A 13649-nucleotide genomic window follows, 5' to 3' on the forward strand; every position below is an offset into this window, starting at 1 on the left:
TTTCATACCTGAAACTGCATGCCGTCGTGAGCCACGTCGATACCGTGCGCGCGCAGCTGCGCGTGCTCGACGGAATGCGGGTCGAGAATCGGGTTCGTGTTGTTGATATGCGTAAGCACCTTGCGCGTGCCACGCGGCAGCGTATCGAGCCAGTCGATCATGCCCGGCCGCCCGCCGTCGCCGCGCTGCGCGAGGTGTCCCATGTCGACCGCGTGCTTCGTGGATAGACCGAGATCGATCATCTCGGTGGTCGTCCAGAACGTGCCGTCCACGAGCACGAGGTCCGCGTTGCGCATGGTGTGGAGCACATCGGTGCTAACTTGTGCGAGACCGGGCGCATAGAATGCGCGCGTTCCCGCATTGGTGTCTTCGATCAGGAGTGCCACATTATCGCCCGGCACCGAGGCCTCGCGGCGCGGCGAATAGGGCGGTGGCTTGCTCTCCACGGGCATGGCGGTAAAGCGCAGGCCATCGCATGCCGCAATCGTGAAGGGCTCGCCTGGCGCGACCGCGTGTGCCTCGACGCCACAGTAGTGGCCGAGCAGCGGCACGAGCGGCAGTCCGCTCGAAAGGTCGTCGAGCACCGGCGCGCAGGCATAGAGCGGCAGCGGCGAGGTGCGCTCGCGCAGCATCAGCAAGCCGGTGACGTGGTCGATCTGCGCGTCCGTCAGCACGACGGCCGCGAGTGCGCTGTCGCGCATTGCGCGCGCGGGCTGCAGGTCGCAATGCGAACGCAATTGCGTCAGCAGATCCGGCGAAGCATTGACGAGCACCCAGTCCACGCCGTCGCCGCTCACCGCGATCGACGACTGCGTGCGCGGCAGCACGTCGCCGCGCGCATGCCGTGCGCGGCGGCAGTTCGCGCAGTTGCAGTTCCATTGCGGCAGGCCGCCGCCCGCACCCGAACCCAGTATCCTGATCTTCATGATCGTTCTCTTCGCAGGCCGCCCGCCACGCCTTCATGGCCGCGCGGACGGCACGCTGCCGTGCGCTCAGCGGTTGGCGATATACATCGTGATTTCAAAGCCGAAACGCAGGTCGGTGTATGAAGGGGTGGTCCACTGCATGACATGTCTCCTTGTTTGAGGTTGCATCGCAATACCGCATCGAATGGGTGCGGCCAGTCTCTTCAAAGCAAAGCCCATGCCGATGTGAGCGCGCGCCCGCCTGATACGTTCAGTGCGGGCGCGCGGCAAAGGGTGTTGCGTTTCGGAACACGGGTGCTACAAGATGCAACACCCGTGGGACAGAGGAAGGGGGAGAGGTCAGCCCGGCGACTGGCGCAGAACGCGCTTCAAGCGCCGCCAGAGCCACGGCCCGGATCGACAGCGGGCATCTTGCGATAGATGGTATTGCGCGACACGCCCAGCGCCCGCGCCGCCGCCGAGACGTTGCCTCCGTGCCGCGCGAGCGTGGCGGCGATCATTGAGGCGGTCACGTCTTCGAGGCGCGCGTCCTCCTGCACCAGGGTATCCGCAGGCGCGGGCGACGCCGCCATGGCCTGCGCTTCGCCGCGGCAGCGCAGATCGTCGAAGAAGTCGTCGGGCAAATGCTCGCGCCGGATCTGGCCGTCGTCGTCGACCATGGCAGCGGCGGTGCGCAACAGGTTGCCGAGTTGCCGGAAGTTGCCCGGCCAGGCGCAGCGCTCGAACAACGCCATCACATCCGGCGCGACAGTGAGCGGCTCCCGGTCCGTACGCCCGTGCGATTCCTGATGCAGCAGCTTCTGGATCACGACCGCGAGATCGGTGCGGTCGCGCAGCGGCGGCAAGCGGACCACGAGGCCATTGAGCCGGTAGTACAGGTCTTCGCGGAAGCGGTTCTGCGCGATCATCTCGCGCAAATCGCGGTGGGTCGCGCAGATGATCGCGATATCGACGGGAATCGTCTTCGTCGAGCCGAGCGGATTGACGATGCGTTCCTGCAGTACGCGCAGGAGGCGCACTTGCAGCGGATAAGGCATGTCGCCGATTTCGTCGAGAAACAGCGTGCCGCCGTTGGCCTGCAAAAGCTTCCCCGCCGCACCTTTGCGCCGCGCCCCCGTAAACGCCCCCTCTTCGTAGCCGAACAGTTCCGATTCGATCAGCGTTTCGGGAATCGACGCGCAATTCACCGCCACGAACGGCTGATCGCGGCGCGGCGAATCGTTGTGGATGGCCTGCGCGAGCAATTCCTTGCCGGTGCCGGTCTCGCCGGTGATCAGAACCGGAATGTCCTTGCCGATCACCTTGCGCACCTTCGCGATCACGAGCGCGACCTGCGGATCGCCCGTGTCGAGATAGCTCAGGCGCGAGAGACCCATGGAAGGCGGCTGCGCCGCCGCACAGGCGGGCACGGCCGCCGCATCGTGCACGACCGCTGGCCGGCTGCCCGGCGCTTGCGTCGCGCGCCTGAACTGGACGCGCGCGCAAACGACCGCCCCGTTGGTCAGATTGAGCATGAGGTGCGGCTCGAGGCTCGCGCGCATGCGGTCGATGAGTTGGGCGCTCGTGGTCTGGAATAGCGACGACAGCGTATGCGCGCGCAGCGCGGCGAGCGGCAGGCCGAGCTGAAACTGCGCGCTGCGGTTCGCCGAAAGAAAACGCCCATCGCTCGTGAACGCGACGATGCCTTCCATCAGCGTGCCGAGGAACTCCGCTCGGCCGTGAAAGGAGACCTGCAGCGTCTCCTGAAAAGTCGTGGCGAACAGATGATTCTCGATCATCTGCACGGACATGCGCGCGAGCGCCATGGTGTGCTGGTGGTAGCTCCGATGATCGCCCGTCACGTCGAGCACGCCGATCACGTCGCCATACGGATCGAAGATCGGCACGCTCGAACACGTGAGAAAACGGTTTGCCGCGAGGTAATGCTGGTCGCCGTGCACGACCATCGCGCAGCGCTCGGCAAGCGCGGTGCCGATCGCGTTGGTGCCCTGGCGGTCCTCGGCCCAGTTCGCGCCGGGACGCAGCGCGACCTTTTCGGCGCGCTGGAGAAAGTCGTCGTCGCCGATCGAATGCAGGATCAAGCCTTCGGCATTGGTCAGCACGATCATGCTTTGCGTATTGACGATCTGCTCGTGTAGCGTCTCCATGACCGGCATCGCATGCAGGCACAGCACGCGATTCTGTTCGCGCTTCAGTTCGAGGCTCGCGCACGTAAGCACATCGTAATCAGGCTTCACCGTCGTTCGCAGACCGAAAGTTTCCGATCGCTCGTGCGCTTTCTGGATCGCTGGCGCGGGCCAGCCATTGGACATCGCGACCGCTTGCCCTGCGGCCATATGAACTTCGTCGCGCATTCTCTCCTCCACGATTGGCCGGTACCTTGCCGGACACATTTCGGTGTCTCTATTAGCGAGCTCCGGGCCATCCGGCCAGCGCACGAAACGGCCGGCTTGCGGCAAACGCGCGCGCGACGCGCAACACGCTGTGTAAGCGAACCGTATGCAAAGGCGCGGGTGTCGAGTCGAACACGCACACAATCGATTCGCCATTCCGTGTATTACCGCAAATCGCCCGCGTGGACAAATGCGGACTCACCCCGATGCGCGCATGGTCGAGTTCCCTTCGGCTCAGTCCCACGCATAGTGGAGGCCCACCCAAAAGCCGCGCGGCGCACCTGGTCCGACGAATTGCTCGTTCACGGGGTTCGCGCCGTCGAACGTGTGGCCGGGGCCGTTGAAGAAGTTCTGGCCCAGCACGCCGAAGCTCGCATAACGTCTGTCGAACAGGTTCGTTACGTTCGCATAGATCTCCAGCCGCTTCGTGATGCGGTAGCGCGTATCCAGATCGACAAGCACGTAGCCGGCTATCTTTCCGTTGATGTCCTGATTGTTTTCGTCGCCTTGCGCATAAACGCCGCTGCGCCACGTGATGTTCGTACCGATGCTCCACTTCGCCGTGGCCGCGTAATCGAGCCGAAGCTTGACGGCATGGGTGGGAATGCCGGGCACGTGGTCACCCGGCCGCACCGTCACGACGCCGTTTGCATCCGCCGAGGAATTCGCGGGGCTATGTTCCGTCCACGTCGAGCGGTAGGTCGCATTCACGTAGCTGTAGTTCAGACCTATGCCGACGGGGCCCCATACCGTGTGCCCCGCCAGTTCGATACCCTGGCGGCGCGTCTTGCCGACGTTCTGGAAATAGCCCTGCGTGCTGCCAGCCGCGCTCACGAACTCGATGTCGTTGGACAGCGTAGTGCTGAACGCGGCGGCGCTCCAGGTGGTCGCCGCGCCGGGATGGCCGCGCGCCCCCGCTTCGAACGTCTTCGAAACCACGGCTTGCAGCGCCGGGTCGGCCACGAAGTTGTTCGGTAGTGAGCACGGCGCGGCCGGGTCCGCGCACGCAAGCTCGATGGCGGTCGGCGCGCGCATGCCTTCGTTGTAGGCCGCATAAATGGTGAGGGCCGGCAGCGGATTCCAGTTGAGGCCGACAGCCGGATTGAAACGCGAGAACGTGTGATAGCCGTCGAGCAGCGGCTGCATGCCGCTTTCGTCGCCAATGCGCGCGCTCGACCAGTCGTAGCGGCCCGATAGCGTGAGCGTCCATTGCGGCGTGAGCGTGAGCGTCTCGTTCAGATAGAGGCCATAGTTCACGTTGCGTGTTTTCGCATCGGTCTGCTGACTAAAATTTCCGATGCCTACCGTCGCGCGGTCGGACGTGAACGAGGCGTTCTGCGACGACGAAACGTAGTGCGAGTTGGCGAAGTCCGCCGCCACACCCGCAACGAGCTGGCTGCCAATGCTGCCCAGTTTGCCCAGCAGCGTGAGCTGCAGGCTCGCACCGAAGCGCTCCGTCGTGACGACGGAATCGACGTTGCTTCCCTCCAGCGTGTCGACATTGCCATTTTCGTCGATCGATCCGTAGTTCGCATTGTTGTTGCTGCTCGTGTTCTCGTTGCGCAGATGCCGATAGTACGCGTTGCCGCTCAGTTCGACGTTGTCGGTGAAGAAATGCTCGCCCGATAGCGTGAGATAGCCCACGCTGTTGCGATTCAGGTCCGGGAACGTGTAGGCCTGCTTGGGGTTGTCGAGAAACGAGCGGGGAATGGTCTGGCTGCCGTAGAGCGAGTTGTCCGCGCCGCCGCCGGAAATCGAGAGCGTGGTGTCGTCATCGGTGTAGCGCAGCTTGCCGAATGCCTGGCGCACGCGGCTCGCGTTGTGGTCGGCCCAGCCGTTGTCGTTCGTGACGTTGGCATTCGCGTAATAGTCGAAATGCGGCCCGAACACGCCCCCCTGCTCGAATTGCGCGCTCTTGCGCCCCCATGAGCCTCCTGAGAGATCGACGCTGCCGCCCGGACTCGTGCGGCCGTTCTTTGTCGTGATCGCGATTGCGCCGCCCAACGTGTTCAGTCCATACACGGGGTTCGAGCCGGGAATGAGCTGGATCTTGTCGATCGCCCCGGATGGAATCAAGTCCCAGTTCACGACGTCGCCGAACGGCTCGTTCACGCGCACGCCGTCCAGGAACACCGACAACCCCTGCGGCGTGCCAAGCACTGGCGAGGCCGTAAAGCCCCGATAGCTCAGGTTCATCTGGAAGGGGTTGCCCTGGGCGTCCTCCACGCTCACACCCGGCAGGTTGGCAGCGAAGAAGTCCGTCAGCGTTTCGCGGTGCTGCGTTTCGATGTCCTGCGCGCGGACCGTCTGCACATTCGCCGGCACCTGCGCGAGCGGCGTGCCGATGCCGAGCAGCGGCGTCGTGCCGACCACGACAACGCCGGGCAGCACGAGCGGCGTGGGCGCCCCCTGCGGCTCGCCCCCGGCGTCAGCCGTGGCGGCCCTGGACGCATCCGCGCAAAACACGGCGAGCGTGAGCCATGCGCCAAGCACGGCATACGAGCGCCTGGCGCCCACGCGAGCGTCCCTCTCCGTTGTCGACATCCGTCTCCACCTGTCTTATGCGGTCACGGCGGTCAAACGCCAAGGCGTCTGCCGCCGGCCGATGCGTACACAACCTGTCTCCTCTTCGCTGTGGTCTAGCCAGGAACGTGCCAGCACACGGGAAAGCGTGCTTGCCGCTGTCCGGCAAGCGCGCTTCGCCGCCCGACTGTCACGTTCGCCAACAGTTTCCGCTGCGCCTTGTACCTGAATGCAACAGATCGACCATTGCCGGACACCTCGGCCGTGAGCTGAGGAACGGGCTGCATCCCCCGCTGCGCAAAGCGACGCGGAAAATGGCATACGACTTGCAAGAACGGTTTCGCACCCGGACCGGCCCCACCCCCGCGCATCCAGCCTGACCGCTTCCCGGCCGTGCATCGACAACTAATCAGGAGACGAAGATGAAGAGACGCTCGGCTGCGGCAAGCCGGCTTGCGACCTGTGCCATGGGTATCGCGGCGGCGATCACCTTGAACGCGGGCCCCGTGGATGCCGCCTCGGATTACCCACCCGTGACCTATGACCGCCTGACCCGCGCGCAAAGCGATCCGGGCTGGCTCACGTACTACCGGAGCTACAACGGACAGTCGCATTCGCCGCTCAAGCAGATCGACGCATCGAACGTCGGCGAGCTCAAAGAGGCGTGGCGCTACCAGTTTCCCGCTGAACTCAAACAAGGCTTCGAGGCGACGCCTATCGTCAACGGCAACTATCTTTTCGTCAGTACACCGAAGGACAACGTCTACGCCTTCGACGTGAAAACCGGCACGCAACTCTGGAAATACGAACCGAAACTCAGCGCGGAGTCGTTCAAGACCGCATGTTGCGACGTGGTCAACCGCGGCGTCGCGCTCTATGGCAAGAACGTCTATATCGCCATGCTGAGCGGCGAAATCGCCGCGCTCGATGCGAAAACCGGCAACGTGGTCTGGAAGAAACAGATGTTCGAGCCGGGTCTCGGCTATGCGTTCTCGCTCGCGCCGCTCGCGCTCGACGGCTCGCTCGTGGTCGGCACCTCGGGTGGCGAGTACGGCATCCGCGGCTACATCGCCGCGCTCAGTCCGGACGACGGCTCGATCGTCTGGAAGCGCTACACCATTCCTGGCGCCGGCGAAAAAGGCGCGGAGACCTGGCCCGACGGCATGCAGGCGCACGGCGGCGGCGCCGCGTGGCTCACCGGCACCTACGACGCCGCGAGCCGTACCCTGTACTGGGGTGTGGGCAATCCCGGCCCGTGGCTCGCCGCGCTGCGCCCTGGCGATAATCTGTACTCCGATTCACTGCTCGCGCTCGATCCGAAGAACGGAGATCTCAAATGGCACTATCAGTACACGAGCAACGACACGTGGGACTATGACGGCGTCAACACGCCGATCCTCGCGAACATCCAGTACAAAGGCAAGGATTACGACGCCATCATCCACGCGGACCGCAACGGCTTCTTCCACGCCATCGACCGGCAAACAGGCAAGCTGATCTACGCGGAGCCGTTCGTGAAGGCGACCTCGGTGACGGGCTACACCGCCGAGGGCAAGCCGATTGAGGATGCCTCGAAATTCCCCAAGGCCGGCTCGACCATCGACACCTGCCCGAGCTTTCTCGGTGGCAAGAACTGGTGGTCCGTGTCCTACGATCCTGAGCGGCACATCGCCGTCGTGCCGGCGCTCCACGCGTGCATGAGCCTTTCTGGCAAATCGGTGAGCTACATGGAAGGCCTGCCCTATCTCGGCGAGGGCTTCGAAATCAAGCCTGAACCCGGTAGCGAGGGCTATGGTGAGTTGCAGGCCATCGACGTGAACACGGGCAAGAAGCTCTGGGGTCACTGGAGCAAGATGCCCTGGAACGGCGGCGTCGCGACGACGGCGAGCGGACTCGCATTCAGCGGCTCGCTCGACGGCCATCTCTATGCCTTCGACGTTTCCACCGGCAAGGTGTTGTGGGAGAGCCCGCAGCTCGCTAGCGGCATCATCGCGCAACCGTCCGTGTTCGAAGTCGATGGTAAGGAGTACGTCGCGGTGCTCGCCGGCTACGGCGGTGCGAATCCGATCTGGGGCGGTCCGATGGCCGACGTAGCGAAGGATGTTCCGCGCGGCGGCACGCTCTATGTTTTCGCGCTGAACCGGGGCTGAGCGAGCGTTCCGCGCTTCATCCGGCGCCTGTCATCCCTGCTTTGCGCCGCACGCGCACGCCGCGCGCGCGGCGGCCTCGCCTCCACTGGAGCACAAGATCATGAATTTCCGCATCACCCACATCGCCGTGGCCGCTGCGCTCGCGGCGGGCGGCGCGCACATGAACGCACATGCCGCGACCAACGCCGTGCGCGTCTGCACGTTGCCGGGCAGCCCAACGGCCGTACTCGACGTGGCCGTTGCGCGCGCCGTGCTAAAGGCCGCCGGCATACCCGCGACGTTCGCCGCGCATGGCATCGACGACGATGGCGGCGACGACGGCATCTCCGCGCACGAACTTTCCCGTGCGCTTGCCCGCGACTGCGACCTCGTTGCGGGCTTCCCGCGCTCGTCGATCGCCGACGCGTCGGGCTCGCAGATGGTCTTCTCTCAAGGCTATCTGCGCTCCGGCTATGTGAGCATCACCTTGCGCGGTCCGCACGCCGCAACGGCTGCCGCAGACGGCAAGGAAACCGTTGCGGCGACCTGGTCGAGCCCATCGCAGCTGATCGCCGTGCAGCAGAAGAATGTGCGCTTCGACCTGGAGAACACGTCCGAACTGACTGTCGACGCGGTCGCCAAAGGACGCGCCCAGCGCGCGATCGTCTGGTACCCGGCCGTCGTTGCTTACCAGCGCACACATCCCGAGCAGCAATTCGCCGTGGCAGCGGCGCCCTCCCCGTATGCCGACTGGAATCTCGTCTTCGCTTCGGGACCCGGCATGCGTGCGCTGCAAGCGCGCATCGACGACGCGCTCACGCATATGAATGGCGATGGACGCCTCGCCGCACTCACGCGCGGCTGGACACTGCCAGAAGGTGCTACGAGCGAGGCGCGTGCGGATGCTCCACATTTCGACGACGCAATGACTTCGTATCGGCGAGCGCGCGACAACGTACGCGCAGCGGGGCACATCATCAAGGTGGCCGCAACCACCGGCGGCAACGCACCGGCATTCGATCACGAACAGGTGGAACACGGCCAACACCTTTATTCGGACTCCTGTGCGAAATGCCACGGCGCGCAGCTTGAAGGCATTACAGCGCCCGCATTGAGCGGACCGGCCTTTGCCCCGGCCGCGAATTCGCATTTGACGATCGGTGGCATTTACCAGTACATGTCGACCAACATGCCGGCCGACCGCCCCGGCAAGATGAGTGATCAGGAGTACGCGGACCTGATGGCGTTCCTGCTCTACACCAACGGTTACGACGCGGGCGACGCGAAGCTGACTTCGGAAGCCGCGCAATCGTCGACCACGCCGCTCAATGCCGGCCCTCGGCACTAGGCTTCCCTTTAACCATGGCAGTACGAAATATTTGCAATCTCACTCCGGACATCCGCATGAATACCCGCAATCGCAGAACCTTCATTCTTCACGCCGCCGGCCTCTGCGCCGCACTCGCCACGGCCGGGCGGGCGCTCGCAGCGCCAGCGCTCGTTGACGAGAACGACGCCACGGCCAAGTCGCTGGGCTATCGTGCCAAGGCGAGCAGCGTCGACGCAAGCAAATTTCCGAAATATGCCGCAGGTCAGCGCTGCGCCAATTGCCGCTTCTTTACGGGCGCCGCGGGCGAAGCAGCAGGCGCATGCCCGATGTTTTCCGGCAAGGCGGTCGCGGCCGACGGCTGGTGCAACGTCTACGCGCAGCGCGCCTGATACTTCGCCGCCAGGCTTGGCGCGGTGCTGTGCTTTAGCTACCGTCGATGGCGCGGCGCCATGCCGTTTTCTCCTTGCTCGCAAGCCGGGCCAGCGGCCCGGCGAACGCCCTCACGATCGCGCGCCCGACGGTGGGGTCGGCGAGCATCGCCATTTGACGGCTTCCTCGGGCCGGCCGCCTTCGAACTCACCATGAAGATCGCGGCGACACCCTGTCCCCCGTTGGAGCGTTGCTCGGGCATATCCGAATGCAAGGCCCGGATATCATCGTCAACTTTGGCGGCATGCTTTCCGGCCCCCTTTATGAGGCTTCCAACAGCCGTCCCTTGGGAAGTGGCGCTTCGACGCCGCTCTCGCCCCCATGCTGTTCGTCGTCCGCCTATCCGATGCTGGCGCCTGGCATCTGCGGCCATGTGGCAGTGATTGCGGCGTCATGCGATGACAATGCACCGCAATCACCGCATTGATTTGCGATCCGAATCCTATCTCCGGCGGCTTGCTTCATTGAAATCGTTGCGCCGTCCTTCAGCGACCGCGTGCATTCCACGACGAATGGCAGGCAGCGGTCATACCGGTTGTTCTGAGGAATAGCGATACGGCTCCCCCACTGCATCGCGGCACATGCCTTGCGCGCCGCTTTGTCGGCATGCGCGCGGCGCGGCTTTGACAGTTCGGACGCGCTTGTGAAGCGGCTTGGAAATGGAGGGGAGGACAATGAAGCAGTCGACGAAACGCGCAGTGATATGGGCGTTGGCATTGGCGCTATCGGGCGCGGGTTACCCCGCAGCGGCCAGGGGCGGCAGTGGTGGCGGAAGTGGCGGCGGCAATGGCGGCGGAAGTGGCGGCGGAAGTGGCGGCGGCAATGGCGGCAACGGTGCGGGTGGCGGCGCTGGCAATGGCGGCGGTCATGGCAGCGGCGGAGCTGGGGCTGGAGCCGGAGCGGGCGCTGGTGGCGCTGGTGCCGGCGCGGGTGCGGGTGCAGGCGCCGGATCTAGTGGCGCCGGCGCTGGTGCCGGGTCAGGTGGTGCGGGCTCAGGTGGTGCGGGCTCAGGCGGTGCGGGCTCAGGCGGTGCTGGCTCAGGCGGTGCTGGCTCAGGCGGTGCGGGCTCAGGCGGTGCGGGCTCAGGCGGTGCTGGCAAAGGCGGTGCCGGCTCAGGCGGTGCCGGCTCAGGCGGTGCCGGTTCAGGCGGTGCCGGTTCAGGCGGTGCCGGCTCAGGCGGTGCAGGCTCAGGCGGTGCAGGCTCAGGCGGTGCGGGCTCAGGCGGTGCCGGTTCAGGCGGTGCCGGTGCAGGCGGTGCCGGTGCAGGCGGTGCCGGTTCAGGCGGTGCAGGCTCAGGCGGTGCCGGTTCAGGCGGTGCAGGCTCAGGCGGTGCCGGTGCAGGCGGTGCCGGTTCAGGCGGTGCAGGCTCAGGCGGTGCAGGCTCAGGCGGTGCCGGTGCAGGCGGGGCCGGTTCAGGCGGTGCAGGCTCAGGCGGTGCCGGTGCAGGCGGGGCCGGTTCAGGCGGTGCAGGCTCAGGCGGTGCCGGTGCAGGCGGCGCGGGTGCAGGCAGTGCCGGTGCAGGCGGCGCGGGTGCAGGTAGCGGCGGTGCAGGTAGTGCCGGTTCAGGTGGCCCAGGCGGACCGATGGGCGGCGCGTTGGCAGCTACGAGCGCGCGTTTGGGGGTCACTACAACTATTGTAAAAGTCGAGCCCCCCAGCGCACCGCATACGAATAGCTACGATCACCCGAGCGTGGCCCATTCGGGCGACGGCATGAACGTAAGGGCGGCTCCCCCGCCTGTCGCAAACAGCTACGGCCCGTCGGGTGCCGCCAGCCGGAGCGGCGCCATGAGCGTCCGTGCGGCTCCGCCGCCCGGGGTGAACAGCTACGGACCGCCAGGCGCGACCAGCAAGAGCGGCACGATGAGCGCGCATGCGGCTCCATCGCCGGCCGCAAACGACTATGGCCCGCCCGGAGGCGCCAGGACAGACGCCAGGGCCGGCACCGCGCTGGATACGGGCGGCTACGGCCCGCCGATTCTCACGCGCACAGGGATGGTGTATTTGGGGCCGCCGCGCGCGAAGCAGAACGCGCCGTCGCGCGCGAATGTTCCGGCCAACACCAACGGTATGCACACGACTCCGTATGACGATACGAAGCCGTAACGCGTAGCGCGCTGCACTGGCGCGATGCTGCGTGGTTGCCCGAGACCGTTGCCGCGATAGAGCGAACGCTCTTTCGCGGCGGGCCGGCTTGCGGTCGTCGAGCCATGCGTCTTGCAAACCCCGCGGTCCTCGCACGTCCGCTGACTTGCAAATGCCGACGCCTCCGCCATCGAGCCGGTCAGTGCGGAGGCAACGAAATTGCCGCTTTCGGGTATCGGCGTGCCGGCGGGCGCCCACCCGCCGGCACGCTGCGATCAGAGGCCGCTTACCGTCTTGACCGTCACCCACTGGCCATTCTTCACCTGATAGACCGTAGACGACCCATTCTTCAGCGAGCCATTGGCGTTGTACTCGATATGGCCAGTGATGCCATCAAAGCTGATGTTTTGCAGCTTCGCGCGATAATCGCCGGGCTTCGTCGAATTGGCCGCCTGCATCGCCTTGATGGCAGCCCAGGCGGCGTCGTAGCCGAACGGCGCGTAGGAGAGCACGTCGTCGCCGTACTTCTGCTTGAAGCGCTCGGCGAACTTCGCGCCCACCGGCGTGCTGTCGAGCGGGCGGCCATACTCCCATGCCATCGCGCCTTCCGACACGTCGCCCGCGAGCTTGATGAAGTCGACGTCCTTGACGCCGCCGCCGCCCACGTACTGCGCCTTGATGCCGAGCTGGCTCATCTGCTTCATGATGCCGGCCGCCTGAGGATTGAGGGCGCCCACGAAAATCAGATCGGGGTTCTTGCTCTTGATGTTCGTGAGCTGGGTCTTGAAGTCCGTTGCCTGATTCGTGGTGTATTCGCGATCGATGATCTCGCCGCCGTGCGCCTTCACCGCCTTCACGAACTCATCGGCTTCACCCTGGCCGAATGCCGTGCGGTCGTCGATCACGGCGATGCGCTTCGCCTTCGTCGTCGTGACTGCATAGGCGCCCGCGGTGCCGGCGTTTTGCGCGTCGCTCGAAATCACCATGAAGATGTTCTTGAAGCCCCGGCCGCTGATGACCGGGTTCGTGGCGGCCGGATCGATGTCGGGCAAGCCCGCCTTTTCATAGAGATCGGACGCGGGAATGGTCGTCCCCGAGTTGAAGTGGCCGACCACAACCGACACGCCTTCGTCCACGAGCTTTTGCGCGACTTGCACGCCCACGCGCGGGTCGGCCTGGTCATCTTCGGCGACGAGTTCGAACGAGACGGGCTGACCGTTGATTTTGACGCCTTGCGCCTTGGCGTCCTCAAGGGCCATTTTGACGCCGTTTTCCAGGTCTTTGCCGTAGTTGGCGTTCGGTCCGCTGAGCGGCGCGGCAAAGCCGACCTTGACAACCGATTGCGCGCGAGAAGCGAGCGGTGCAACTGCGAGAAGTGCTCCAACTGCCACTGCGATAGGGGAAAGAGTCTTCGCAAAACGCATCTTTTATCCTTTGTCGGCAAGCATATGTTCACTGCTATGGCGCACGCCGGCTTCGCTCACCCGCTTTTCCCGCTTTCTTGCGGTCGCGGCGGCTGCCGGTTCGCGGCTCCCGTTTGCATTGACTGCGTGTGATGCTCCTCCTGAAAAGGCGTGGTATTGAACGACCGCTCCAAACGAGACATGCCGGAACGCTCGCTGAAAACGACTATAGGAAGCCAATATCACTTCGTCTTGGCCATTCTCGACAATATCCATGCGCATTTCTGCACAGCGGTGCAAGCCGAAGCAATCAGGATAAATACGCCTGTGCTGACAAAATAAGGCGTAATAGAAATGTAATCGCGTGGGTGTTGACGGCGGCGAAGTCCCGAATCGCGCGCATCGCGGCACAACGCTCCGCGCCTGCCGGGC

General features: G+C 64.9%; 10 protein-coding genes and 1 pseudogene. 5 read left to right on the forward strand and 6 right to left on the reverse strand.

What is annotated here, in order from left to right; genetic code table 11:
* Positions 1-2: 2 nt before the first annotated feature.
* The 4 genes from pqqB to BMI01S_RS16735 all read right to left on the reverse strand — a co-directional run bounded on the left by pqqB (position 3) and on the right by BMI01S_RS16735 (position 5863).
* Positions 3-926 carry a pyrroloquinoline quinone biosynthesis protein PqqB gene (gene pqqB / locus BMI01S_RS16725; RefSeq protein ID WP_028212484.1) on the reverse strand — a complete coding sequence of 308 codons (924 nt, stop codon included), beginning with the start codon at positions 924-926 and terminating at the stop codon, positions 3-5.
* Positions 927-992: 66 nt separating this feature from the next.
* Positions 993-1067 carry a pyrroloquinoline quinone precursor peptide PqqA gene (pqqA, locus tag BMI01S_RS39065; protein ID WP_006485436.1) on the reverse strand — a complete coding sequence of 25 codons (75 nt, stop codon included), beginning with the start codon at positions 1065-1067 and terminating at the stop codon, positions 993-995.
* A 227-nt stretch (positions 1068-1294) separates the two neighbouring features.
* A complete protein-coding gene (locus BMI01S_RS16730; protein ID WP_028212483.1) occupies positions 1295-3280 on the reverse strand; it encodes a sigma-54-dependent Fis family transcriptional regulator in 1986 nt (661 codons plus the stop codon).
* A 273-nt stretch (positions 3281-3553) separates the two neighbouring features.
* Complete coding sequence (locus BMI01S_RS16735) at positions 3554-5863, reverse strand: TonB-dependent receptor (RefSeq protein ID WP_042289925.1); 2310 nt, start codon at positions 5861-5863, stop codon at positions 3554-3556.
* A gap of 401 nt (positions 5864-6264) precedes the next feature.
* Here BMI01S_RS16735 and BMI01S_RS16740 point away from each other — a divergent pair, with 401 nt between their 5' ends.
* The 5 genes and pseudogenes from BMI01S_RS16740 (at position 6265) to BMI01S_RS16760 (ending at position 11835) form a co-directional block, all read left to right on the forward strand.
* Complete coding sequence (locus tag BMI01S_RS16740; protein WP_028230916.1) at positions 6265-7992, forward strand: methanol/ethanol family PQQ-dependent dehydrogenase; 1728 nt, start codon at positions 6265-6267, stop codon at positions 7990-7992.
* 100 nt (positions 7993-8092) lie between these two features.
* Positions 8093-9319, forward strand: coding sequence for a c-type cytochrome (locus tag BMI01S_RS16745; protein WP_028212480.1), 1227 nt, complete (start codon positions 8093-8095; stop codon positions 9317-9319).
* A gap of 56 nt (positions 9320-9375) precedes the next feature.
* Positions 9376-9690, forward strand: coding sequence for a high-potential iron-sulfur protein (locus tag BMI01S_RS16750; protein WP_028230917.1), 315 nt, complete (start codon positions 9376-9378; stop codon positions 9688-9690).
* Positions 9691-10883: 1193 nt separating this feature from the next.
* A pseudogene (locus tag BMI01S_RS44040) lies at positions 10884-11270 on the forward strand (pentapeptide repeat-containing protein); the annotation flags it as partial.
* Between the two features lie 247 nt (positions 11271-11517).
* Positions 11518-11835, forward strand: a complete 318-nt coding sequence (locus BMI01S_RS16760; protein ID WP_028212478.1) for a hypothetical protein — start codon at positions 11518-11520, stop codon at positions 11833-11835.
* Positions 11836-12089: 254 nt separating this feature from the next.
* Here BMI01S_RS16760 and BMI01S_RS16765 read toward each other — a convergent pair whose 3' ends face one another.
* Both BMI01S_RS16765 and BMI01S_RS40850 read right to left on the reverse strand, forming a co-directional pair.
* The gene (locus tag BMI01S_RS16765; protein ID WP_028212477.1) at positions 12090-13238 is read right to left on the reverse strand and encodes a branched-chain amino acid ABC transporter substrate-binding protein; all 1149 of its coding nucleotides are present in this window, start codon (positions 13236-13238) and stop codon (positions 12090-12092) included.
* A 3-nt stretch (positions 13239-13241) separates the two neighbouring features.
* On the reverse strand, positions 13242-13493 hold the full coding sequence (locus BMI01S_RS40850) for a hypothetical protein (RefSeq protein ID WP_154671237.1): 252 nt from the start codon (positions 13491-13493) through the stop codon (positions 13242-13244).
* Between the last annotated feature and the right edge of the window lie 156 nt (positions 13494-13649).

Source organism: Paraburkholderia mimosarum LMG 23256 = NBRC 106338, from assembly GCF_000739815.1.
In the GTDB taxonomy this organism is placed as follows: Bacteria; Pseudomonadota; Gammaproteobacteria; order Burkholderiales; family Burkholderiaceae; genus Paraburkholderia; species Paraburkholderia mimosarum.